Here is a 21,524-nt window from a genome sequence, read left to right as displayed (position 1 = left end):
TTAACGGGTAACGGTCACGTCTTCAACAATGACCGCATATTTGTACCCGGCGCCAAAATCCTTGTCCGCGGCCAGCACGCCTTCCACGGTGACGATATCACCCTTTTCCGCCTTGCCCGTCGTGGTCACCACCAGATCATGGGTATTCTTCAAGGGGTCGCCGGTGCCATCCTGGAGATGCAGCCAGTTTTTTCCCATAATCTCAGGGGAAAACTTGACCACCTGCGCCTTGATTTTCACTTTTTTGCCATTCAGGCTTGCGGCTTTGCCAAAAATATCCGCAACGGTGTAGCCGTTCTCGCCACTGGCCTTGGCAACCTTCAGTTCCACAAAAGGCACCACGGCCTTGCCACTGCCCGGAGCCGTTTCGCCGGAAGCGGCAGGCGCGGAAGCCGCGGGTGTCGCAGCGCCGCCTTCCTTCTGCATGGCTGCGCCAAAAGCCCCGGCAGGCGCTGCAGCTCCAGCCGGACCAGATTTTGTGGCGGCAGGGGCTACGGCAGCTTCGCCACCATGGGCGTCACCGCCTATCTCCGATTTTTTGCCTTCAATACCCGGGGAAAAAACAATCTCGGCAAAGGTCCGGTTCAGGCTCTTGCTCGGGAAATTCTGCATAACCTGCCCTTCGGCAATGGTACATGCCTCACCCACCGCAACCTTGGTCTCCGGCACCGCCACCCAGGTTTCTCCCTTTTCGGTGGCAAGAAGCACATAGGTAAACCCACCGCCGGAAAGAACCTCCTTGGCCTTGCCCTTGATGGGGCCGGCTGGGTTCGCCGCCTGTTGGACTCCGCCCTCCGCCCCAGCCTGCTCAGCACCCTTGGTCTCGGGCTTTTGCTTATTGCAGGCAACAAGCGCCATCAGACACAGCCCGCTCACCAGAAAATTCCGCCACTTCATTGCATCGCCCATACGCTCAACGCTCCTCCCTCTGCTCGTTCTTTCTGGATATGAAAACAGCGCACCGCAGCCTCTCTGCCGTGCGCCAACCCTTTTTTCAAGACAACTCCCCTGAAAAAAAGTTCGCGTTAGCCGTTATAATAATAAAATAATGTCACCATTTGGATGACCAAAACGGCATAACAAGCCGTAACAAAAGGATAAAGAAAGCACAGGTTATTTCGTAACGGCTCCTAATTTTCGGCGGGCAGCCTTGCGAGGGTTCTCTTCCTTGATTGACTTGCCTCTACCCTCGTACAGGTAGGTCAGCCTGTTCCCCTTGACCCCGATCCGCACACTGCCCCCCTTGACCAAGCGGCCAAAGAGCAGCTCTTCGGTCAAGGCATCCCCCACCTCTTGCAGGATAAGGCGCCTGAGCGGTCGCGCCCCGAATTCCGGCGCATAGCCCTTGGCTGCCAGCCAGGTCCGGGCACCGGGGCTGAGGCTGATCGTCACCTTCCGTTCCGCGAGCTGCGCTTGCAACTCCACGATCATCTTGTCCACGATCCGTTCCATGAGTCCGGCATCCAGGGAATTGAAAGTGATGATCGCGTCCAACCGGTTTCTAAACTCCGGGGAGAAGAGATTCTTCACCGCCCGATCATTTTTCCCCCTGCTGTCCCCGGTAAAGCCGATGGTCCGCTCGCTCAACTCGCGGGCCCCGGCATTGGTGGTCATAATCAGGATCACATTGCGGAAATCCGCCTTGCGTCCGGCATTGTCCGTGAGGGTCGAGTGATCCATGACCTGGAGCAGGATGCTGAACAGGTCCGGGTGGGCCTTTTCAATCTCGTCAAGCAGAAGCACACTGTACGGATGCTTGCGGATGGCATCGGTGAGAAGCCCGCCCTGGTCGAAGCCGACATAGCCGGGAGGCGCGCCGATGAGCCGGGAAACCGCATGTTTTTCCATGTACTCGCTCATGTCAAAGCGCTCAAAATGGACGGACATCGCCGCAGCCAGCTGTTTGGCCACCTCGGTCTTGCCGACCCCAGTGGGTCCGGCAAAGAGGAAGGAGCCGGTGGGTCCCTCCGTCTGCTTGAGGCCCGCACGGGAGCGCTTCACCGCGGTGACCAGAGCGCTGATCGCCTGGTCCTGACCAAAAATATTCTTTTTTAGAACCGTGTCCAGCTCCCGGAGATGGGTCAGATCGGAGCCGCTGAGGCTTCTTGCCGGGATCCGGGCCAGACGGGAGACCACCTTTTCCACATCGCGCACCGTCACCGTCCGCCGCTTGTCCGTTGGGGTTGCGGCCAAACGGAAGGCGGCGCCGATCTCGTCCAGCACGTCAATGGCCTTGTCCGGCAAAAACCGATCGCTGATGTAACGGCTGGCCAGTTCCGCCGTGGCCTTTACCGCCGCAGCCGAATAGGTGATCCCATGATGCTCCTCATAGCGGGGCAGCAACCCCTGCAGGATGGCGCAGGTCTCGGCCACGCTGGGCTCTTCGATATCTATCTTCTGAAAGCGCCGGGCCAGGGCGCGGTCCTTTTCGATGTAGTTCTTATATTCCTCATAGGTTGTCGAACCGATGCAGCGCAGGGTTCCGGCCTGGAGGGCGGGTTTGAGCAGATTGGAGGCGTCCATGCTGCCGCCGCTGGTTGACCCGGCCCCGACAATGGTATGGATCTCGTCGATGAAGAGGATGATATGCGGCTCTTTTTCCACTGCGGAGATCACCGCCTTGAGCCGCTGCTCAAAATCACCCCGGTACTTGGTGCCGGAAAGCAGCCCGCCCATATCAAGGAGGCGGATTTCCACCCCCTGCAACAAATCCGGCACCTTGCCGTCGTGCACCTGGAGAGCCAGCCCTTCGGCAATGGCGGTTTTCCCTACGCCCGGCTCACCCACCAGCAGCGGATTGTTCTTCCGCCTGCGGCACAGGGTCTGCATCACCCGCTTCAATTCAGCGGTCCGGCCGATCAGGGGATCAATCAACCCCTGGGCAGCCCGCTCACTGAAATTGACGGTGTATTTTTCCAGCGCCTCGTTTTCCTTGGTTTTTTCAGTGCTCTTCTCCTCCGGCTTCTTTTCCTCCTGGGGCGCTTCCTCCCGCTCCAGGCCATGGGAGAGATATTCCGTCACATCCAGCTTGCTGATCCCCTCGGAATGGAGAAAATAGACGGCAAAAGACTCGGCCTCGGCAAAGATGGCGGCCAACACATCCCCGGCATCCACCTCTTTTTTCCCGCAACTCTGCACATGGGCAATGGCCCGCTGCAAAACCCGGTTAAAACCGAGGGTCTGGATGGGGTCGTGGGGAAGCCCTTCCTTGACCATGGGCAGGTTGGAGGCAAAAAATTCCTCCAACCGTTTCTTCATCCCCTCGGGATCCCCGCCGCAGACCACAATGGCCCTGGCGGCAAGCTCGTCATCCAGCAGGCCGTACAGGATATGCTCAACGGTGACATGTTCGTGCCTGCGAATCTTTGCCTCCCGGATGGCACGCACCAGGGCTATTTCCAACTTTGCATTTATCATCTCGCGCTCCTCACGGGAAACCCGTTACGCCTTTTCAAGAGAACATTTCAAGGGGTATTCGTTCTTGCGGGCCAGGTCGTACACCAAGATTACCTTGGTTTCCGCCACATCACGCGGGTAGACTCCGGCCACCCCCCGGCCCTGCTCATGGACATTGAGCATAATCCGGTTGGCCTCTTCCATACTTTTATGAAAAACCGTTTCCAGCACCATCACCACGAAATCCATGGTGGTATAGTCGTCATTGTGCAACAGCACCTTGTACATGGAAGGGTGCTTGGTCTGCTGCTTTTTTTCGGTGACAACCGAACCTTCCCTCTCCCTGCCCGCACCGCCCATGCTTCCTCTGCCCCCATACAATCAATATCGGCCATTTCTTTTTGATAACAATAATCATCTTTTTTTGTTCCGCATGCCCCTCGCGCATTTTTTACAATGGCAAACCCTATCCGCCCACACCGCCTTGTCTGGGCCGTTCCCGAACCTGCAAGACGGAAAAAAGAAAATTCTCCAAAATCAAATATTCCGGGAGCCCCGAGCCTTTCAGCCGGTATTCCGCTTCGAGCAGGTCGGTGCGGGCCTGGTTCAAGACCGCCAGGGTAAACCGCTCTGCCTGCTGAAAACTCTTGTAGACGGCAAAGGGATGTCCGGCCAGCGCCTTCTGCTGCGGGCCAAGACTCTCTTGCAGTTGCGGCAGCAAACCCTTTTGAAAGGCGGCATAGGAGATGGACTCGGGATATGCGTAGGAAGGATGCTCGATGATAGCCCGCACCAGCAGCAGCTTGCGCAGGAAATTACGCAGCCCCGCCACCACGATGAGTGGATGCACCCCGTTTTCCTGCAACCTTTGGCAGATGGTCAGCGAAGCACCCAGATCATGGTTGCCAAAAGCCTCGTTCAGCTCGTACAAGGCCTCTTCCCGGGTCCGACCGACCATGGCGTTGAGATCATCCATGGTGATGGTCTCCGCCTCGCCCACGGAGAGGGCCAGTTTTTCCGCCTCCATGGCCACGGCCACCGGATGAAAGCCCACCCGCTCGAGCAGCACCGGCAAGGCCCGCGGTTCCAGCCTCTTGCCCAACCGGGCCAGGCTCTGCTGGACAATATCCTTGAGCAGTCCGTCCTGATCCTTGCGCGCCGCGGAACTGGCCCCGGTATCCACGGAGAGATCAACCACCACGCAATTTTTTTCCAGATACTTGAAGAGCTTCTTGCGCTTGTCCGCCGCTTCGGCCATCAGAATCAGGGTATTGCCCGGTGGAATCCCTGTCTCCAGGGCCGCCATGAGCAGCTCCGCTCCATCCGCCTTGGGCGCGGCCACGGAAGCCGCCCCATCACTTGCGGCACAGGCCTCCTGCACCCAGGCAAGATCATCGGGCTTGGCAAAACCGAACAGCTCCTGCCAACGGCCGGGGGTGCAGGCTGCCATCTCTTCTTTCTCCCAATCCGGTGGAGCCAGCTCGGCCAGGGCCAGCATCTGGGTCAGGAAACGCAAGGCCTTCTTCGGCTCTTTTGCCTCCCAACCCTTGCGCGCCTTGTCCCAGAGGGCACTGGCCACAACCTTGGAAAAGAGAATCTGAGAGTCCATCACCCGGATAACCTGCCTGGTACCGAACAGGCTGTAGGTCTTGAGCATATTGACCGTGGCGCCCACCTCTTCCTGGTCGCCATCGATGACCTTGAGGCTCGCCTGGCGGCGGGACTCATCGGGCAGCAGACGGCAGACGAGATCGTTGGCGATCTCCTGGCAGAGATAGCGTTCGCCGAAGAGCAGATAGACCGGCGCGGTTTCCCCTCGCTCCACAGCCTTGAGCAGCGTATGCACTTCCTGTCGCTTATAAACCGCCATCCCTTTTCCCTTACACGCCATAGCCGAATGCGCTTGCTGTTGACTGATGAGACCCTTGTTGCTACTCTCAATAGTAAGTAATGTGTCTCGTTGCCCTTGTCACTGAAAAAATCCCTGACAAACCGGGCAGCCTTCACCAACAAACGATCCCCACAAAGACCCCATATGACGCCATCCGTATCTGAAAAAACAGGAGTGCTCCTCGGCGGCTCGGGCCTGATCGGCGGCACCCTGCTCTATTACTTCAAAACCCAGGCCGAGGGGAGGATCAACATCCTTGCCCCCAACAGCAAAAAGCTCAGCCTGCGGGACCCAGACGACATCCGCCGTTATTTTGAAAGGGCCAAACCCGCTTTTATCATCAACTGCGCCATTGCTGCCATCGACAGCGACCCGCAGCTTGCCTACGAGACCAACTATCTGGGCACGGTCTATCTGGCCAAGGCAGCCCAGGAGCTGGGCATCCCCTACATCCACCTGAGTTCGGCCGCAGTCATGCCAAATGGCCAAAATCTGGACGAAGAAGAGCGGTTGTCTCTGCACCCGGATCTGCCCAACTACACCAAGGCCAAACTCATGGGTGAGTTGACCCTCGAACACCTGCACCGCACCATGGGCCTTGACTACACCTGTATCCGGCTCGGCATCGTTTATGGCGCCCACGACCACAAAATCCAGGGCTTCCACCGGTTGTTTTTCGCCATTATCGACCGCTCCATGCCGGTGCTCTTTACCCGGCAGGGGGCCATGCACTCCTATTCCAACGCCCGGAAGCTGCCCTATTTCATCTCCCAGATGCTGGACAACCGGGCCGAGTTTTCCGGCCAGACCTACAACTTTGTCGACCCGAACCCCGTCTCCTTAAGCCAGCTCATCCTCACCATCAAGTCCTACCTGGAGCTGAAAACCCCGCGGGAGATCTACCTGCCTTTCCCGGTGGCGAAATTCGGCATGGGGATCATGGCCCGGCTGGTACGGCTGATAACCCGGCTCGGCATCGAAGCGCGGATGCCGGCCGAGCTGATGTTTTTAAAAAATTTCTACGAAACCCAGACGCTGTCCGCCGCCAAATTGCGCCGGTCAAGCTTCCGCGATCCCGACCCGGAGGCGACGATCTTCACCGAACTCCCTGTCCTTATTGAATATTATGTGACCCGGTGGGAGCACCTGAACCTCATTGAGCCGTTCAACAAGGAGTTTTTTGACCCCCGCAGACGGGCCGAGGAATTCCTGCATACCCCGGCCCAGCTCCTCCAGGAAATCCACGGGGAAAGCGACCAACCCTTTCTCAAACAATGCGCCCTGGTGGACCAGGCTCTGGAGGTGAAACAGTAGCGAGTACTGGGGGAATGCGGGGTGGAGGTACTGCACAAAAAGGGTGCCTCTGCAGACAAAACATCTCAGATGCTCAGGGTCCATTCCGCGCCAAGTTTTTTGAGAGCCGCATGGTTGGTGAGGTCAAGGTGCAGCGGGGTGATGGAGACATACCCGGCGAGAATGGCCTGGGCATCGGTGTCTTCGCCTTCGTCCCAAAACGGGGTCCCGCCGCCGATCCAGTAATGCTGGCGGCCCCACGGATCAAAGGTTTCCTTGATCGCCCCATCATAGACCCGCCGCCCCTGCCTGGTAAAGCGCACCCCCTCTATCTCTTCCGGCCTGCGGTTGGGAACATTGACATTGAGGAGGGTGTCCTTGGGCAAACCCTTATCGAGGATGGTCCGGGCCAGCTTGACGGCAAAGGCGGCAGCGGTTTCAAAACAAAAGGGCTCTTCCCCGGCCAGGGAAATTGCCAGGGAGGGTACGCCGAGCATGGTGCCCTCCACGGCGGCGGAGACCGTGCCGGAGTAGCTGACATCGTCGCCCAGGTTCGGCCCGGGATTGATGCCGGAAACAACCAGATGGGGCTTGCGCTCCAGAATCTTGCCCAGGGCCAGGGTCACGCAATCGGTGGGGGTGCCGTCCACGGAATACCGATGCTGACCCAGGTCTTTCACCCTCAGCGGCCGCTTCATGGTGAGCGAGTGGCTGGCCGCGCTGTTGTCCTGATCCGGGGCGACAATCACGGTCTGACCGATCCCCTGTAAAGCCTGGGCGAGGATGGCAAGGCCCGGGGCACGAACCCCGTCATCGTTGGTTACAAGTATCAGTGGCGTCATTTTCCCCCCATCGCTTTAGCCCTCAATCTAGCCATATTTGGAAAAAAGCGGGAGTTTTTCTTGAACCGTGCCTGCAAAAAGCACGTTCCCACGAATGGCCCCACTCTCTTTCTTCATTTTTCATGACTTGTGCGGTATATTGGCAAAAACCTTCCCCGGTCGGGGAGCAGCCGAAATACAAAAATGAGGTATCGCCATGCCGTATGTAAGCATCCGCCTTGCGGGCACGCTGACCAGAGAGCAGAAAGAGGAGATGTGCGCCGGAGTAACCAAGGTGATCGCCGAGGTAACCAAAAAACCGGAGGATTCCATCCTGATTTTTGTGGACGAGGAACAGCACGACAACATCGCCAAGGGCGGCAAGCTCCTCAAAAAACCCGCCTGATGGCCCAGCTCTCCTTGCTGAACATCTCCGGCAAAGACGCGGTCCGGCAACGGCTGCAGGCCCTGCGGCAGGAGCTGAATTTCCATGCCCACCGCTATTACGTGCTGGATGACCCCATCCTTGCCGACGCGGAGTACGACCACCTTTTCCAGGAACTGGTGGCCCTGGAGCAGCAGCATCCCGAGCTGATCACCCCCGATTCGCCCAGCCAGCGGGTGGGCGCAGCGGTGCTGGCCCAGTTTGCCACGGTACCGCATACCGTGCCCATGCTGAGCCTGGAAAACGCCTTTGCTCCCGATGACCTCGTGGATTTTGAAGAACGTCTCTTCCGGTTTTTGCAGAGCAGGGCGCCGATCTCCTATGTGACCGAACCCAAGCTCGATGGACTGGCCGTTGAACTTGTCTACGAAGAGGGGCTCTTTGCCCTTGGCTCCACCCGCGGGGATGGCCTGATCGGCGAGGAGATCACCCAAAACCTGAAAACCATCCCCACCATCCCCCTGCGGTTTTTGTCCCGAAAGGGGGAGGCTGCCCCCAAGCGGCTGGAGGTGCGGGGCGAGGTCTTCATCGGCCTGGCGGATTTCAAACGGCTCAATGAACAACGCGGTCTGGCAGGGGAACCCCTTTTTGCCAACCCCAGGAATGCCGCAGCTGGCTCCCTGCGCCAGCTTGACCCCAAGATAACCGCGACCCGCCCCCTTGATTTTTACGTCTATGGGGTGAGCGATCCCACCGCCCTGCCTTGCACAACCCAACACGAGCTGCTCGAGTACCTCGGCAGCCTGGGCTTCAAGGTCAATCCCCTGGTCCATCTCTGCCACAGCATTGCGGAGGTGATCAGCCAGTTCACCGAGCTCCAGGAGCAACGGTCGGCACTGGCCTATGATATCGACGGCATGGTGGTCAAGGTCAACGACTTTGCCCTGCAAGAGCGGTTGGGGGCCAAGGCCCGCAGCCCGCGCTGGGCCATCGCCGCCAAGTTTCCCGCCTCCCAGGCCACCACCCGCTTGCTCGCGGTGAAATTCGGGGTGGGCCGGACCGGGGCGATCACCCCGGTGGCCATCCTGGAACCGGTGCGGGTCGGCGGGGTCACGGTGAGCCGGGCCACCCTGCACAACGAAGACGAGCTGCGCCGGAAAGGGCTGATGCTCGGCGACACCGTCTTGGTGCAGCGGGCAGGCGATGTTATCCCGGAAGTGGTCAAACCGGTGATCGAAAATCGAACCGGCCGGGAGCAGCCGATCACCATGCCCACAACCTGCCCGGAATGCGGCGTCGCGCTGGTTCGGGCCGGACAGGAGGCGATAACCCGCTGCCCCAATCCCGACTGCCCTGCCCAGCGGGTCCGGGGTCTGATCCACTTCACCGGCAAGAGCGGCATGGACATCGAGGGGTTGGGAAAGAAGGCGGTGGAGCAGCTTGTCAGCCAAGGGCTTATCCAGGATATCCCCGACATCTATCAAATTAAGGCGGAGACCCTGGCCGCCCTTGATGGCTGGGGCGACAAATCGGCGGAAAATGCCGTGCGCGCCATTGAGGCCAGCAAAAATCCCACCCTGGCCAAATTTCTTGCCGCCCTCGGCATCCGGCATGTGGGCGAAGTAACCGCCCAGCTTCTGGCCCACCATTTCGCCTCCCTTGCCCGCCTTGTGCTGGCCGGAGAAGCTGATTTTTTACACATCGAAGGCATCGGCGAACAGGTGGCCACCAGCCTGGTGGATTACTTTCAGGACCCGACGGTCCAAGAGATGCTGGCCCGGCTTGAGGCCTTGGGAGTCCAGGTGCAGGAGGAAAAACAGGACGCCGAAGCCGACGGCGCCCAGGCAGGCAGCGTTTTTCTCTTTACCGGGGCGCTGGCCCACCTTTCCCGCCATGAGGCCAAGGCCCGGATCAAGGAGCTGGGCGGCCAGGTGGCCTCTGGGATCAGCCGCAAGGTAACCCATGTGGTCCTGGGGGATAACCCCGGAAGCAAGTTGACAAAAGCCAGGGAATTGGGCTTGACTGTGATCACCGAGGATGAATTTCTGCGGCTCATTGGCCGCTGACCATGATCTCATCGTTGGTAAAGGCAAGAGAGGAGCAGTAATGGCAAGAAAACGGGTGGTGACCAGGGTTGCAGGGTTGGTGCAGGGCGTCTATTTTCGTGATTATGCCCAAAAGGAAGCCCGAGCCCTTGAGCTGAGCGGTTGGGTGCGGAACCGACCGGACGGCACAGTGGAGGTCGTGCTGGAGGGCGAGACAGAAAAGGTCGAGGCCATGATCGCCTGGCTGCACACCGGCCCGCCCCAGGCCGAGGTCAAGGAGGTGCAGGTGACGGAGGAACAGCCCCTGGGCGACAAGACCGCCTTTGCCATCCGGTATAACTGAGACAGGGCCACCCACGCCGGTGCCCCACCGTCCAGCGGTCATCGTAATGGCGGAAATTTCCGCCAAATCCTCTGCTCTCAAAGCAGTAAAATTCCCATTGGCACGCAGCCGAGCACCGGAGAGGCTGCCGAAAAGGGGATTTGCACTGTCTGAGGCGCAGCCGAGTTTGCAAAGCCCCGGCAGCATCGAGGAGCACAGGGAATCCCGCCCGCGGCGGGACAAGAGACACAGGGGGCCCTTTCTTTGGTTCGTTTCTTTGGGCAAGCAAAGAAATGAACAGAAAATAACGCGCATTCCTCTGGCGGCTCAAATCGCCTGGCAATCAGAAAAGTTTTGCCCCAACAAGCTCTAAATTGACATTTCCCACCATCTGCCGTAGAATCCGCCCTTTTATCATAAGGGAACAATCTCCCTTTTTTCTGGCGAGGAATGGCATGGAAACCGAAATGGAAACCCCCCGCAGGGTTCCCCCCAAAAGCCGGGCGCGCATCCGATGCCCGCACTGCGGCAATGATACCGATTTCTTTGAGATCGCCGACGGGGTTGTCCTGACTACCCGTTATCTCCAGAATGAAGATGGCAGCTTTATCCAAGAAGGCGACGAGTCCCAGGTTTTAGGGGAGATCAAGTTCTTTTGCGGCGAGTGCAACCAGGATCTTTCCGAGTATCACAACCACTTTCTGGAAATGCTTTTCTAAAGGGGTATTTTCAGGGGGTCCGTTTGACTGGGCCGGGAGGATGGGGCGATTTTTGGGCGAAAAAAAAGGAGAAGGCAAATGCCTTCTCCTTTTTTCATTCAATCCTGAACGAATCGACTGGTGTGGTAATTACACACAACCGGTCGGTTTCGGCAGACCTGCCATCTTGCAGGCGCCCTTGCCGGGACCGGAAGGGAACAGCTCGTAAATCCGCTTCAGCGGGAAGCCGGTGGTCTTGGAAAGGATCCGAACCATCGGAGCGATACCGTTCTTCTTGTAGTAGTCGCGGAGGGTGTCGATAACCTTGTGATGCTCGTCGGTCATTTCGCCGATACCTTCAACACCCTTTACGTAGTCAACCCAGTTCTGGTCCCAGGCATCCATGTTGCCGGTGAGGAAGCCATCTTCGTCAACGGTGAAGACGGAACCTTTATGCTCGATTGTAGGCATATCTATTCTCCTTCAGTAAAATTTGAACTAAATTATTATGAAATGTAACGAATTCACTAATTCAGGATGCCACTTATTACTATATGCTTCCCCCTTTGTCAAGCAGAGGGTTTTATTTTTTTCTCCTCCCCGGTCGTGCCGCAAAACATCCTGATTTAACACTATTTTTTCAAAATGGCCGCAGCCGCCTCAGGCAACCAGGGCAGCCAGGCGGGAAAATATTTCCGGAGCAAAACCCTGCTCTTTTTCATACAGGACATCAAGGGTAGTCCGGGGATTGAAATTCTGCAGGGTGAGCCGCGCTCGGGTACGATCAAACTGCTTGGCCCAGGCAACGATGTCTTCCTCCGTATGCAGGCTGGGAGCAGCGGTCATCCGGAACTCATGGGGGATACCGCTTTGGCGCAACAGAGCGATGCTTTTTCGGATCGCCCCCAGATCCACCGGACCGCCTGCGCAACGCTCATATTTATCCTGCACCAGCACCGTCTTGACATCCATGGCCACCATATCCAGGAGGTTGTCACCAAGCAGCTGCGCCAACACCTCCGGCCTGCTGCCATTGGTATCGAGCTTGATCGCCCAGCCCTCTGCCTTGAGCCGGGCGATCATCTTGGGAAGACCAGGGGACAGGGTCGGTTCGCCGCCGGAGATGCAGACCCCTTGCAACCAGTTTTTCCGGGCTGCCAGACGGCTCATGACCTCCTCGAAGGCAATGGTTTCCATGCCTTCCGGGGCGAGGACCAGCGGGTGATTGTGGCAGAAGGGGCAGCGGAAGTTGCAGCCGCCCACAAAGAGGATGGCGCACAGCTTGCCGGGCCAATCGATAAAGGAGGTTTCCAGAAACCCCTTGATCGGCGGCAGGCAAGCTGCGGAACCGCATGAGCCGGAGACTGCCTGAGACTGCTGCACACCAGCTCCCACGACAAGACTACTGCAGGGCGCAGCTGCCGGACTCGCAGCCTGCCTGTTGGCCTGAATGCCTGGCTGCTACCCCGCAACGGGCGGCGCGATCCAGCAAATGGCTTTCGATGTGGCCAAACTCATGCAGGGCGGAAGAATCGTCCAGCACCAGAATGGGCAGGGCTTTCCTCGCCTTTTCCACCAAGCCGTGCCAGGCAAGGTGGGCCAGGGCTCCGGCATCGTTGTTGCCAAGCACCTCCACATGCACATCCATGGCGGAGAGATCAAATTGGTTTTTCAGCTGGGCGCAGAGTACGCAGTCATCCTTGGTAAACAGTGTCATAGGTTCTCCCCCCTTTTATTGATTAAAGCGGTCGATGTTCCGGTAGCGGTCGTGCAGCTCGCCGAGTTTGCCCTTGTTCCAGCTGGAGATCTTGGTGAAATACCCGGTGATCCGGGTGATTCCGTCCACCTCTTTGGACTCACAGTAGGGGCAGGTCTCGCTCAACCCCCGGCTCGTCTTGCCGCAGGCAAGGCAGGCGGTGAACTCCGGAGAAAAAGCGATCTGGTCGTTCTGGGTGTACTTGAAAACATTGATCACAAAGCTGGCCAGGGCCTCCTTGTCCGGCTGGGCCTCGCCCAACCAGATATGGGTGATGGACCCCGCCTCGATGAGCGGATGGAACAGCCCCTCCTTCTCCACCCTGGCGATGGGACTCATGGTGGCGCCCACATTGAACAGGGTGGAATTGCTGTAGTAGACCTCCCCCTTTTCCCGATTGCCCTGAACAACCTTCTCCGCCTCCGTGGCAAAATGGGCAAGATCCAGCTTGGCAAAACGGAAGGAGGTGGACTCGGCCGGGGTTTGCTCCAAAACGAACTTCATGTCCATGGACTCGGCCAGTTTGTTGCAGACAATGTTCATATGGGCAATGACCTTGAGCCCGAACTTGATGGAGGCATCCGAGTCGTGCAGCTCCTGACCCAGATGCACCCGGATCAGCTCGTTCAACCCCACCATGCCGATGAGATAGGAGCACTTATGCAGCTTGAGGTAGGGCTCACCGTCAAGATCCATGGCAAGCAGGGAGAGAGGCCCGCCCTTGCCCAGGCTCATCAAGCGCTCGATAAACTTCCTCTTCTGGCCATGGGCCTTGGCCGCAAGCTGAATTTTTTCGGTGAGCAGGGCAAAGAGCTTGGTGTCATCGCCCTGGGCCTTGAAGGCAAGACGCGGCAGATTGATGGTGACGTTTTGCAGGGCCGAGTACCGCATCTTCCAGGGCTGCTTGGCGTCTTCCAGGTCCGAGGCCTCCAGCTTGAAACTCAACCGGCAGCATTCGGAGATCTTGGCCGTATCGCCCCGGTCAAAGACGAAATAGGTGTTGCCCTTCACCGAGGCCACTTCGCAGATATGGTGCAGGAAGTCCATGTGGCCGTCGGTTTTGAAGAACTTCTCGGTGATGTGCACCAACGGTTTGGGGAAGAAGAAAGGCCGTCCCGCCGCATCGCCCTCTTTATAGACCTCGAACAGCGCCCAGGCAAACCGCTGCGCCTGCTTTTCGTATTCACCGTAGGTCTTGCCGGTGTAGACTCCACCCGGCCCGATGGCGGGCACGTCCACAAAATGCTTGGGCACCTCCCAGTAGATGTTGACGTCGGAAAAAATCGCCTGCCCGCCCCTGGCCACGGCCTGCTGGGAGAATTCGTAGATCATCATCTGGGCCAGCTGCTTGACCCCGTCATCGGAAAGCTCTTCCAGATAGGGGGCGTAGAAGAGGTTGATGGCGTCCCAACCGATGGCCCCGGCAAAATGGCTCTGCAGGGAGGCGGCGAATTTGACCATGTGGGCGAGGAGTACCTCGGCATGCTTGGCCGGCTTGGCCATGGACAGGGCGTGGGGCAGATTGAGGCCGAATTTCTTGATGTATTCCAGCGACTGCCCGGAACAGTACGGCCGGTCGATAAAGCCCAGGTCATGCAGGTGCAGATCCCCGCCCAGATGGGCGTCCGCCACATCCGGAGAAAAAACATGGAGCAGGGCGTACTCCTTCTTGATCCCCTCAGCCAGGGTGAGGTTGGTGGCCTCCGGCCCGTGGGGGACATTGGCGTTTTCCTTGTTATGCTGGACCAGCAGCTGATCCACGTCGTAGAGCGGCACCCCGAGACGGGTGTGCATGCGCCGCGCCTCCTCCAACCCCATCTCCAGAAGCTTGGCATTGACCATTTCCCGGATCAGCGGACCGGTGATGGTTTTCACCTTGCCGGCCTGGATGGTCACCTCGATATCCCGGCTGATCTTCTCCGCGGTGTCGCGGTCGATAAAGGTCTCGCGCAACAGGGCATCGACGATGCGCTGCCGGTTCCAGCCGGTCATGTCATCCTGAGAGGAACGGACAAAAAGGGCAATATCGGTGCTGTCCTCGTTCACTACCCGTTGTGTTCTGGCCTGGGCGGTCTCGGCATTGAGTGGCATCACAACTCCCATACCCTTACTCCTCTTGATGATTAAGAAATTAATTAAAGCCTTCCTCTCCGGTTCCCCTTAAAACACGACAGGTTGTGTTTCGGAAGCCATTATCGCACTACCGGTAGTATACATGCAAGCAAAAATGGACCGAAAAAGAAGAAAAATTGATGGGGGTTTTTGCGCGGAAAATCAAGGGAATGCGAAGCGAAAGCGCTTAACGAAAAACTTACGTTTTGAGGGGTTTTGCGTTGCGGAGGGTGGAGTTACGACGCCTATCCGGCTAGTTGCTGCTACCGAGAGGAGGCCGGGCCAGATTAGCCGTCCTGCCGCTGGAGGATGGTGTCCTTTTTCCAGTGTGCATCGTCGGGCTGAGGGAAATCCACCAAATAATGGAGGCCGCGGGATTCCTTGCGGATGCAGGCGCAGCGCACGATGAGCTCGGCAACCTGGGCGATGTTGCGCAATTCGATGAGGTCCGGGGTCAAGATATAGTCGTGATAATGTTGGTTCACCTCACCCACGATAACCCGGAGCCGTTCCTGCACCAGGGCAAGGCGCTTCTCGGTACGGACAATGCCGACATAGTTCCACATCAAACGCCGGATCTGGTCCCAGTTATGGCTGACCAGAACATTCTCCTCGATGCGCTGGGCCGCACCGGCAAACCATTCCGCCACCTCAGGCAGGGCGGCTTCGCGCAGCTCTGGCCACTCCCGCTCACACTCCAAAAAGGCCTGATGGGCAAAGACCACGGCCTCGAGCAACGAATTGCTGGCCAACCGATTGCCGCCGTGCAACCCGGTACAGGCGGTTTCGCCAAAGGCGAAAAGACCTTCGATATTGGTTCTGCCCCACTGGTCCGTGACCACCCCGCCGCACATGTAGTGGGCCGCAGGCACCACCGGGATGGGCTCTTTGGTCATGTCGATCCCCAGGGACAGGCATTTATTATAGATGGTGGGGAACCTGTTTTTAAGAAACTCCGCGGGCTGGTGGGTGATGTCCAGATACACGCAATCATCGCCGCTCGCCTTCATCTCGCTGTCAATGGCCCTGGCCACCGTGTCGCGGGTGGCCAGATCCCCCCGGACATCGTACTTGTGCATGAATGCCTGGCCGCGCTGGTCGATGAGCCGCCCGCCTTCGCCGCGCACCGCTTCGGAGATCAGGAAGTTCTTCACCTGGGGGTGGTAGAGACAGGTGGGGTGAAACTGGACAAACTCCAGGTTCCCGACCCTGCCCCCGGCCCGGTAGGCCATGGCAATGCCGTCGCCGGTGGCGATATCGGGATTGGTGGTATAGAGATAGACCTTGCCGGTGCCGCCGGTGCAGAGCACCGTCACCTTGGCCTGGTAGGTGTCGATCCGCCCGGTCTCCCGGTCAAAGACATAGGCGCCCAGGCACTGGTCGCTGAAGCTGTCGTGGGGCTGGTACGGGGTGCCGGTCTTGGAACTGACCAGCAGATCCACGGCCAGATGATTTTCCAGCACCGTGATCCTGGGGTTGGCCGCCACCTGGGCCAGGAGCCCCTCTTCGATCTTGCGGCCGGTGAGATCCATGGCATGGGCGATGCGACGGGCCGAGTGCCCCCCCTCCTTGCCCAAATCAAGATGAGTGGGGTCGCCAGCCTCGCTCTGAAACTGGACCCCGAGGCGGATCAGCTCCTCGATCCGCGCCGGCCCGGTTTCCACCACCAGTCGAACGATGTCCTCATGGCAGAGCCCGGCTCCGGAGCGCAGGGTGTCCTCGATGTGCAGGGCGAAAGAATCATCCGGCGACAACACGGCGGCGATGCCGCCCTGGGCCAGATTGGTGGCGGTGTCCACCTTGGCCTTTTTGGTGACAATGGTCACCGATCCCAAGCGCGCAGCCTTGATGGCAAAGGAAAGCCCGGAGATGCCGCTGCCAATCACAAGAAAATCGGTGCTCTGTTTCATGGCCACCCCGTGCGGTTAACAGCTTGACATCTTCCAAAGATATTCTGTAAAGATGAGGCTCATTCGCGCAGCAACCAAATGCAACCTTATCTGCCCCGCGCCCTGATTCGCCTCGTCCTGGTAAAGGATTTTACATAGCGCGGACCAGGCAGGATGGCAAGGATTCTTCACCATGACTCCCTTAAAACTCGTCGTGTTTGACTGCGATGGCGTGATGTTCGACTCCAAAAACGCCAACCGGGTCTACTACAATCATATCCGCGAAACCTTCGGTCGCCCGGTCATGGACGAGGAGGAGCTGGAATACGTCCACATGCACCATGTGATGGATTCCATCCGCCATCTTTTCCGGGCTTATCCGGCGGACCTGGCACAGGCCGAGGCCTATCGCCAGTCCCTCGATTACACCCCCTACCTGCAATACATGGTCATGGAGCCGGATCTCCTCGAATTTCTCGATTTCCTCCGGCCCGATTACAAAACCGCGATCAGCACCAACCGGACCTCCACCATGGGCCCGGTACTACAGATGTTTTCCCTGGCAGACCGGTTCGACAAGGTGGTCACCGCCTTTGATGTGGCCAAGCCCAAGCCCGACCCCGAAGCGCTGGAGCAGATCCTGACCCATTTCGGCTTCGCGGTGGACGAGGCGGTGTACATCGGCGACTCCATGGTGGATCGGGAGCATACCGCCGCCCTGGGCATGCGGCTCATCGCCTTCAAAAGCCCGGACCTGCCAGCGGAATACCATGTGCGGAGCTTCATGGAGATTACCCGGCTGCCGATATTTGGCAAGGTTGGAAAAGGGGGAAAATGAAACTAGAAATAACCCACAAAATCCTGGCCATGGAGCCGGACTTTGAAAAAAGTTCCGCCCATGTCCTGCGCTTTCTCGACCACACCACCCTGGTGCAGTACGATGCGGTGCGGATTGTGGCGGCAGAGTCTTGCTCAGCAACGGACCCACGCTTCTGGCCCTGGCTGGAACAGGGATTGGCAGCCAACCGGCAGGTGCTGACACAGTTAACCGGGGAGTTACGGGCCGCAGGCACCAAGGAGTTCAGCGACCTGTTGGCCATGCCGCAGGGCTTCCAAAGTAAGATCTTCCACACCATGGCCCATCTGCTCGACGGCTTTTTCGGCATCGACAGCCAGTTCTACAGCCTGCCCGATGATTCCCACTGGCTGGATGCAAGCCTGCGCCGACAGATTGAAACAGACCCGGAGGACTTCTGGCTGATCACGGTGAAGGCCACCCTGGAATCCTTGAAGCACCAAGCCATTGCCGGCCTGCGCTCCTTTGAGAAATAGGCTCCATCGGCCTCCTGCAAAGCGCTTCAAAGTTCCCTCCCCCCTGGCGGGGGAGGGTTAGGGAGAGGGGGAATAACGAGCGCGGCAGGCTGCAACTTCACCCTCCCCCTGCCCCCTCCCGTCGAGGGAGGGGGAATCAATCTGAAGACCTTTGGCAAAAAACTCAATCGTGATGGTGGTGATGATCGTGATCGTGGTGATGGCCTGCGCCTGGGCCCCCGATCTCAGCCAGCACCTTTTTCAAAATGCCATCGGTCTCACCCATGCTGGCCACGGCCTTATCTAAAAGCTCCGCCAACGGACCTTGCCCCTCAGCCCGCGCCAGGGCCACCCATTTCTTGAACTCGGTTTCGTGGTTATGATTATGCTCAATCCAGTGGGGCAGAAGAATCTGCAGCTTTTCCATCGTGGTTTTCTGGTCCATCTCAGACGGTTCCTTTTGTTTTTGTCACGATTACCTTGCCATGGAGAAAATCAATGGCGCGCACTGACGCTTGGAGGATGAGTTTCGGTTCTTCAAACAAAGCGGAAACCCTCACCCCATCATCGACAACCTCAAGCAGCGAGGCGTTTTCCAAAATCACCTCTTCCTTGCCGTTCTGCTCAAGAACTATGCTCATCTGGCACATGCTCTGCCTCATTGGTTGTGTTTTTTCGCTTTGCCGCAAGTAAAAATCCAATATAATACGTTTTCCCTGCTTTATCATGCAGATTTGCAGAACCACGAACCCATAGCGCGAGATACCCGCATGCTCCTTGATAATCTTCCCGCCATACACAAGCTGCTCAGCACCGCCAAAACCATCGCAGTGGTCGGCCTCTCCCCCAAAGATTCCCGCCCCAGCAACATGGTGGCCCGCTACCTGATCGAGGCGGGTTACACCGTAATCCCGGTCAATCCCGGCCAGGAAGAAATCCTCGGCCTGCCCTGCTACCCAGACCTTGGCTCAATCCCCGTTCCGGTGGATATTGTGAATATCTTCCGCCGCTCCGAGGATGTGCCACCCATCGTGGCCGAGGCCATTGCCATCGGCGCCAAGGCGGTCTGGATGCAGGAAGGGGTGATCCACGCCGAAGCGACCCGGACTGCGAAGGCGGCGGGCCTGTTGGTCGTGATGGACCGCTGTCTCAAGACGGCGCACCATGACTTGGGCCACGAGCGGCGGTGAACAAGGGACAGAAAATGGTTTTCCGAAAATTCCGAGAAAAGTGGCCAGGTACGGGCCACAATTTGCGTAATCAGCAGGAAAAAGCTGAAACTGTTTGACAATAAAGCGGGTTCTGGCAAAATAATGGAGCTGGACGCAGGCGCAGACAGAAAAAACCTGTCCCAGGACAGCTAAACCGGAAAGCCAAATTGGAAGCGACGAAAAAATCCAATCGCCTTCATTCGGCGAACCCTTACAAAACGTGTTTTTCTACAGACTCGTTGACGTCTTATAAACCATGCCATATTTCAACGAACGAATCTTTCTCGACTACCTCGACCACCAGACAGGAGCCGAAAGGTCTCTTTGTGTTCGGTTTGCGAAAAAAGATTTAAATCTCAAATTTGATGTTTTGGCGTTCCCAAATGCTCAGTTTTTCGTGGCGGCACCCGCAATCGCCAAATGCCATGATTCCGCTTTTCTGCTCGGACAATATGATGTTCTTTGGGCAACAAACCGGCTCAAGTATGTTCTTGATCCACGGTATAATGGATGCTTTTCATCCTATGTAGAAAATCGGGTAAGAAAGCTCCAGAGTAAGTTCCATACCGACACACTGACAACACACTTCGAGCATGTCGGCTACATGTCCCCACACTGGCACGCTTTTTTCAACGGGTATCTTCGAAATAAAGTAGGCATTACATCTCCACACGAGCCACGTATTAAAAGTGGGGATGCTTGCTTTCGCGAAGAAACACGGTCTGCTTTGCTGAATGATGATTTCTCTGCTTATCTTTTCTCCAACACATCCGCGAATACCAATCATATACTTAGGGTTGTGGATGAGAAATCGTCCGATGAGTGCGATCTGTTTCAGCGAGAGGCGCTCGTTCGTGACATTCAAATGGAGAACGCGATCGAGCCCAAGGTGGTTGCAATTTTGTGCCACGAATTAAATAATTCATTTTCAAGGGCAAATGCTATTGCCGTAGATTGCATACGACCGCACGATGTATTTGGCGTTAACGGTCCCAGACTCTCTCTTCTTGCCAGGCACATATGGGTCACACCTCGAATGAACCTTTTTGACCTCGTATCACACCTTTCTCACTCACAGGTAGTGGAACTGTCTCAACAATCGGAGTGGCGGTGCCTCATCTCACTTATTAACAACGAAATTCAAAACAAATACTTGGAGGCAAAAGCTAATCACTATCTGATAAACAGGCATGTAATTTCAATGCTGCCATCCCGCTACTTCGGATGGCTACAGGAAGTCGCAACCATGATAATTGCATTCATTCTTTCTCCGTTTTGGGGTAGCGGGGCTGCTTCGCGATATGTTGGAAGCATATTCACTAACACGCCGTCATTGATGCTGCGCAATTTAACGTTTTTAGCAAACAAGCCACTAACTACTGCTGTCTTGAATCTTATTGAGAAAGCAAAAAGTTTTTCGATTGATGCACGGCTTTCTCGCGAACAGATACTTATGAAATATGGTCTAACGTATCTTTCAGACAGCGGGTTTGTACCGCTTGCCGAAGCGCCTACGGCGCGGCAGGTAACAGAACGACATACGCTTGGAATTTCAGGGAAACCCAAGGGACAGCATACTTACTTAATCTGATGCAAACTTCGTCCCCTACGAGCGGTGATAGAAAAGCCGCTTGACAAAGAACCCTTCAAGGCGTACGATTTGGCGTACGAGGAGGACTGGCAATGACAACACTTTCAGCAACAGAAGCAAGAAAATGCCTGTATAGCCTTGTTGATGACGTAGCCGAATCCCATGATCCGATTCAAATTGTGGGCAAGCGACATTCTGCGTTTCTTGTCTCGGAAAATGATTGGCGGGCAATCCAGGAAACCTTGTACCTCACATCAATCCCTGGCATGCGCGAATCAATTCAGGACGGAGTCAAGAGCCCCATTGAAGAGTGCAACGAGAAGCTTGAATGGTAAACTGGCGTTTGGTTTTTACCAAACAGGCTCAAAAAGATGCGAAAAAAATCGCACAATCCGGATTAAAACCGCAAGCTGAACGGCTGCTCGAACTCCTCACAGAAAATCCGTACAAAAACCCACCACCATACGAAAAACTCATCGGCGATCTTTCCGGTGCATATTCCCGAAGGATCAACATCCAGCACAGGTTGGTGTACCAAATCATCGATGATATCCAGACCGTCAAAGTCATCCGGATGTGGCCCCACTATGAATAGCGGGCGTGTTCGCCACCTGATTTTCTGGGACAAAAAACCTGAGGCGCCTCCTCGATTTTTCCCTCGGGGATACTGAACAATGTGGTACATTCGGATTGATAGGGTGACGGAAGACTGGATGGTTCACATTGGGGGGCTACCGCACGGACCCTTTTGTGTGCGGAGATATCAAGAGCCCACATAATAAGTTGCTACCCAACAAAGAAAG

Annotated in this window: 23 protein-coding genes; 11 read left to right on the top strand and 12 right to left on the bottom strand. The window is 57.0% G+C overall.

The genetic code is table 11. The features are described 5' to 3' along the window. The 4 genes from ACZ46D_RS12140 to holA form a co-directional block, all read right to left on the bottom strand. Positions 1–909 (bottom strand): DNA-binding protein, encoded by a 909-nt coding sequence (locus tag ACZ46D_RS12140; protein WP_464927699.1) that lies wholly within the window; start codon positions 907–909, stop codon positions 1–3. Between the two features lie 204 nt (positions 910–1,113). Further along, entirely contained in the window at positions 1,114–3,417 is a 2,304-nt protein-coding gene (gene clpA / locus ACZ46D_RS12135) for an ATP-dependent Clp protease ATP-binding subunit ClpA (protein WP_464927698.1), read from the bottom strand. A 24-nt stretch (positions 3,418–3,441) separates the two neighbouring features. After that, complete coding sequence (clpS, locus tag ACZ46D_RS12130; protein ID WP_464927697.1) at positions 3,442–3,756, bottom strand: ATP-dependent Clp protease adapter ClpS; 315 nt, start codon at positions 3,754–3,756, stop codon at positions 3,442–3,444. 106 nt (positions 3,757–3,862) lie between these two features. Further along, complete coding sequence (holA, locus tag ACZ46D_RS12125) at positions 3,863–5,266, bottom strand: DNA polymerase III subunit delta (RefSeq protein ID WP_464927696.1); 1,404 nt, start codon at positions 5,264–5,266, stop codon at positions 3,863–3,865. A 165-nt stretch (positions 5,267–5,431) separates the two neighbouring features. Between holA and ACZ46D_RS12120 the strand changes: the two genes are divergently transcribed. Next, positions 5,432–6,601, top strand: a complete 1,170-nt coding sequence (locus tag ACZ46D_RS12120) for an NAD-dependent epimerase/dehydratase family protein (RefSeq protein ID WP_464927695.1) — start codon at positions 5,432–5,434, stop codon at positions 6,599–6,601. A gap of 65 nt (positions 6,602–6,666) precedes the next feature. Here the strand turns inward: ACZ46D_RS12120 and surE are convergent, their stop codons facing one another. Next, positions 6,667–7,422 carry a 5'/3'-nucleotidase SurE gene (gene surE / locus ACZ46D_RS12115; protein ID WP_464927694.1) on the bottom strand — a complete coding sequence of 252 codons (756 nt, stop codon included), beginning with the start codon at positions 7,420–7,422 and terminating at the stop codon, positions 6,667–6,669. 196 nt (positions 7,423–7,618) lie between these two features. On the opposite strand from surE, the gene ACZ46D_RS12110 reads away from it, so the two are divergent. The 4 genes from ACZ46D_RS12110 to ACZ46D_RS12095 all read left to right on the top strand — a co-directional run bounded on the left by ACZ46D_RS12110 (position 7,619) and on the right by ACZ46D_RS12095 (position 10,872). Then, the gene (locus tag ACZ46D_RS12110) at positions 7,619–7,807 is read left to right on the top strand and encodes a tautomerase family protein (RefSeq protein ID WP_464927693.1); all 189 of its coding nucleotides are present in this window, start codon (positions 7,619–7,621) and stop codon (positions 7,805–7,807) included. Further along, positions 7,807–9,852, top strand: coding sequence for an NAD-dependent DNA ligase LigA (gene ligA / locus ACZ46D_RS12105; protein WP_464927692.1), 2,046 nt, complete (start codon positions 7,807–7,809; stop codon positions 9,850–9,852). The genes ACZ46D_RS12110 and ligA overlap by 1 nt, the downstream gene beginning before the upstream one ends. 40 nt (positions 9,853–9,892) lie before the next feature. Continuing rightward, positions 9,893–10,174, top strand: a complete 282-nt coding sequence (locus ACZ46D_RS12100; RefSeq protein WP_464927691.1) for an acylphosphatase — start codon at positions 9,893–9,895, stop codon at positions 10,172–10,174. Positions 10,175–10,608: 434 nt separating this feature from the next. Continuing rightward, entirely contained in the window at positions 10,609–10,872 is a 264-nt protein-coding gene (locus ACZ46D_RS12095) for a hypothetical protein (RefSeq protein WP_464927690.1), read from the top strand. A 129-nt stretch (positions 10,873–11,001) separates the two neighbouring features. On the opposite strand, the gene ACZ46D_RS12090 is transcribed toward ACZ46D_RS12095, so the two are convergent. The 5 genes from ACZ46D_RS12090 to nadB all read right to left on the bottom strand — a co-directional run bounded on the left by ACZ46D_RS12090 (position 11,002) and on the right by nadB (position 16,629). Further along, positions 11,002–11,322 carry a TusE/DsrC/DsvC family sulfur relay protein gene (locus tag ACZ46D_RS12090; protein ID WP_464927689.1) on the bottom strand — a complete coding sequence of 107 codons (321 nt, stop codon included), beginning with the start codon at positions 11,320–11,322 and terminating at the stop codon, positions 11,002–11,004. Positions 11,323–11,511: 189 nt separating this feature from the next. Beyond that, complete coding sequence (locus tag ACZ46D_RS12085) at positions 11,512–12,234, bottom strand: anaerobic ribonucleoside-triphosphate reductase activating protein (protein WP_464927688.1); 723 nt, start codon at positions 12,232–12,234, stop codon at positions 11,512–11,514. Between the two features lie 19 nt (positions 12,235–12,253). After that, positions 12,254–12,568: a hypothetical protein gene (locus tag ACZ46D_RS12080; RefSeq protein WP_464927687.1), complete on the bottom strand. Its 315-nt coding sequence runs from the start codon at positions 12,566–12,568 to the stop codon at positions 12,254–12,256. 15 nt (positions 12,569–12,583) lie between these two features. Next, positions 12,584–14,710, bottom strand: a complete 2,127-nt coding sequence (gene nrdD, locus ACZ46D_RS12075; RefSeq protein ID WP_464927686.1) for an anaerobic ribonucleoside-triphosphate reductase — start codon at positions 14,708–14,710, stop codon at positions 12,584–12,586. 296 nt (positions 14,711–15,006) lie between these two features. After that, complete coding sequence (gene nadB / locus ACZ46D_RS12070; RefSeq protein ID WP_464927685.1) at positions 15,007–16,629, bottom strand: L-aspartate oxidase; 1,623 nt, start codon at positions 16,627–16,629, stop codon at positions 15,007–15,009. 172 nt (positions 16,630–16,801) lie between these two features. Here nadB and ACZ46D_RS12065 point away from each other — a divergent pair, with 172 nt between their 5' ends. Together ACZ46D_RS12065 and ACZ46D_RS12060 are read left to right on the top strand one after the other, a co-directional pair. Next, a complete protein-coding gene (locus tag ACZ46D_RS12065) occupies positions 16,802–17,446 on the top strand; it encodes an HAD family hydrolase (RefSeq protein ID WP_464927684.1) in 645 nt (214 codons plus the stop codon). Next, positions 17,443–17,940: a hypothetical protein gene (locus ACZ46D_RS12060; protein WP_464927683.1), complete on the top strand. Its 498-nt coding sequence runs from the start codon at positions 17,443–17,445 to the stop codon at positions 17,938–17,940. The genes ACZ46D_RS12065 and ACZ46D_RS12060 overlap by 4 nt, the downstream gene beginning before the upstream one ends. Positions 17,941–18,103: 163 nt before the next feature. Here ACZ46D_RS12060 and ACZ46D_RS12055 read toward each other — a convergent pair whose 3' ends face one another. Continuing rightward, the gene (locus tag ACZ46D_RS12055; protein WP_464927682.1) at positions 18,104–18,364 is read right to left on the bottom strand and encodes a DUF8180 domain-containing protein; all 261 of its coding nucleotides are present in this window, start codon (positions 18,362–18,364) and stop codon (positions 18,104–18,106) included. 1 nt (position 18,365) lies between these two features. Beyond that, positions 18,366–18,560 (bottom strand): CooT family nickel-binding protein, encoded by a 195-nt coding sequence (locus ACZ46D_RS12050; RefSeq protein WP_464927681.1) that lies wholly within the window; start codon positions 18,558–18,560, stop codon positions 18,366–18,368. A gap of 129 nt (positions 18,561–18,689) precedes the next feature. Between ACZ46D_RS12050 and ACZ46D_RS12045 the strand changes: the two genes are divergently transcribed. The 4 genes from ACZ46D_RS12045 (at position 18,690) to ACZ46D_RS12030 (ending at position 21,316) form a co-directional block, all read left to right on the top strand. Further along, positions 18,690–19,109 (top strand): CoA-binding protein, encoded by a 420-nt coding sequence (locus ACZ46D_RS12045; RefSeq protein ID WP_464927680.1) that lies wholly within the window; start codon positions 18,690–18,692, stop codon positions 19,107–19,109. Positions 19,110–19,386: 277 nt separating this feature from the next. Further along, positions 19,387–20,721 (top strand): hypothetical protein, encoded by a 1,335-nt coding sequence (locus tag ACZ46D_RS12040; RefSeq protein ID WP_464927679.1) that lies wholly within the window; start codon positions 19,387–19,389, stop codon positions 20,719–20,721. Positions 20,722–20,813: 92 nt separating this feature from the next. Beyond that, complete coding sequence (locus ACZ46D_RS12035) at positions 20,814–21,056, top strand: type II toxin-antitoxin system Phd/YefM family antitoxin (RefSeq protein ID WP_464927678.1); 243 nt, start codon at positions 20,814–20,816, stop codon at positions 21,054–21,056. Continuing rightward, positions 21,050–21,316 (top strand): Txe/YoeB family addiction module toxin, encoded by a 267-nt coding sequence (locus ACZ46D_RS12030; protein WP_464927677.1) that lies wholly within the window; start codon positions 21,050–21,052, stop codon positions 21,314–21,316. Before ACZ46D_RS12035 ends, ACZ46D_RS12030 begins: the two co-directional genes overlap by 7 nt. The last annotated feature ends 208 nt before the right edge of the window (positions 21,317–21,524 follow it).

Source organism: Thiovibrio sp. Mzg5 (genome assembly GCF_055379285.1).
Note: the sequence above shows the minus strand (reverse complement) of the source record. Positions and strands in the feature narration are given on the sequence as shown.

Coding starts and splice junctions, on each gene's coding strand:
- ACZ46D_RS12110 (WP_464927693.1), top strand. CDS start 7,619: ATGCCGTATGTAAGCATCCGCCTTGCGGGCACGCTGACCAGAGAGCAG.
- ACZ46D_RS12095 (WP_464927690.1), top strand. CDS start 10,609: ATGGAAACCGAAATGGAAACCCCCCGCAGGGTTCCCCCCAAAAGCCGG.
- ACZ46D_RS12030 (WP_464927677.1), top strand. CDS start 21,050: ATGGTAAACTGGCGTTTGGTTTTTACCAAACAGGCTCAAAAAGATGCG.
- clpS (WP_464927697.1), bottom strand. CDS start 3,756: ATGGGCGGTGCGGGCAGGGAGAGGGAAGGTTCGGTTGTCACCGAAAAA.
- ligA (WP_464927692.1), top strand. CDS start 7,807: ATGGCCCAGCTCTCCTTGCTGAACATCTCCGGCAAAGACGCGGTCCGG.
- ACZ46D_RS12100 (WP_464927691.1), top strand. CDS start 9,893: ATGGCAAGAAAACGGGTGGTGACCAGGGTTGCAGGGTTGGTGCAGGGC.
- ACZ46D_RS12065 (WP_464927684.1), top strand. CDS start 16,802: ATGACTCCCTTAAAACTCGTCGTGTTTGACTGCGATGGCGTGATGTTC.
- surE (WP_464927694.1), bottom strand. CDS start 7,422: ATGACGCCACTGATACTTGTAACCAACGATGACGGGGTTCGTGCCCCG.
- ACZ46D_RS12060 (WP_464927683.1), top strand. CDS start 17,443: ATGAAACTAGAAATAACCCACAAAATCCTGGCCATGGAGCCGGACTTT.
- ACZ46D_RS12055 (WP_464927682.1), bottom strand. CDS start 18,364: ATGGACCAGAAAACCACGATGGAAAAGCTGCAGATTCTTCTGCCCCAC.
- ACZ46D_RS12040 (WP_464927679.1), top strand. CDS start 19,387: ATGCCATATTTCAACGAACGAATCTTTCTCGACTACCTCGACCACCAG.
- holA (WP_464927696.1), bottom strand. CDS start 5,266: ATGGCGGTTTATAAGCGACAGGAAGTGCATACGCTGCTCAAGGCTGTG.
- ACZ46D_RS12140 (WP_464927699.1), bottom strand. CDS start 909: ATGGGCGATGCAATGAAGTGGCGGAATTTTCTGGTGAGCGGGCTGTGT.
- nrdD (WP_464927686.1), bottom strand. CDS start 14,710: ATGGGAGTTGTGATGCCACTCAATGCCGAGACCGCCCAGGCCAGAACA.
- ACZ46D_RS12120 (WP_464927695.1), top strand. CDS start 5,432: ATGACGCCATCCGTATCTGAAAAAACAGGAGTGCTCCTCGGCGGCTCG.
- clpA (WP_464927698.1), bottom strand. CDS start 3,417: ATGATAAATGCAAAGTTGGAAATAGCCCTGGTGCGTGCCATCCGGGAG.
- ACZ46D_RS12035 (WP_464927678.1), top strand. CDS start 20,814: ATGACAACACTTTCAGCAACAGAAGCAAGAAAATGCCTGTATAGCCTT.
- nadB (WP_464927685.1), bottom strand. CDS start 16,629: ATGAAACAGAGCACCGATTTTCTTGTGATTGGCAGCGGCATCTCCGGG.
- ACZ46D_RS12080 (WP_464927687.1), bottom strand. CDS start 12,568: ATGACACTGTTTACCAAGGATGACTGCGTACTCTGCGCCCAGCTGAAA.
- ACZ46D_RS12045 (WP_464927680.1), top strand. CDS start 18,690: ATGCTCCTTGATAATCTTCCCGCCATACACAAGCTGCTCAGCACCGCC.
- ACZ46D_RS12050 (WP_464927681.1), bottom strand. CDS start 18,560: ATGAGCATAGTTCTTGAGCAGAACGGCAAGGAAGAGGTGATTTTGGAA.
- ACZ46D_RS12090 (WP_464927689.1), bottom strand. CDS start 11,322: ATGCCTACAATCGAGCATAAAGGTTCCGTCTTCACCGTTGACGAAGAT.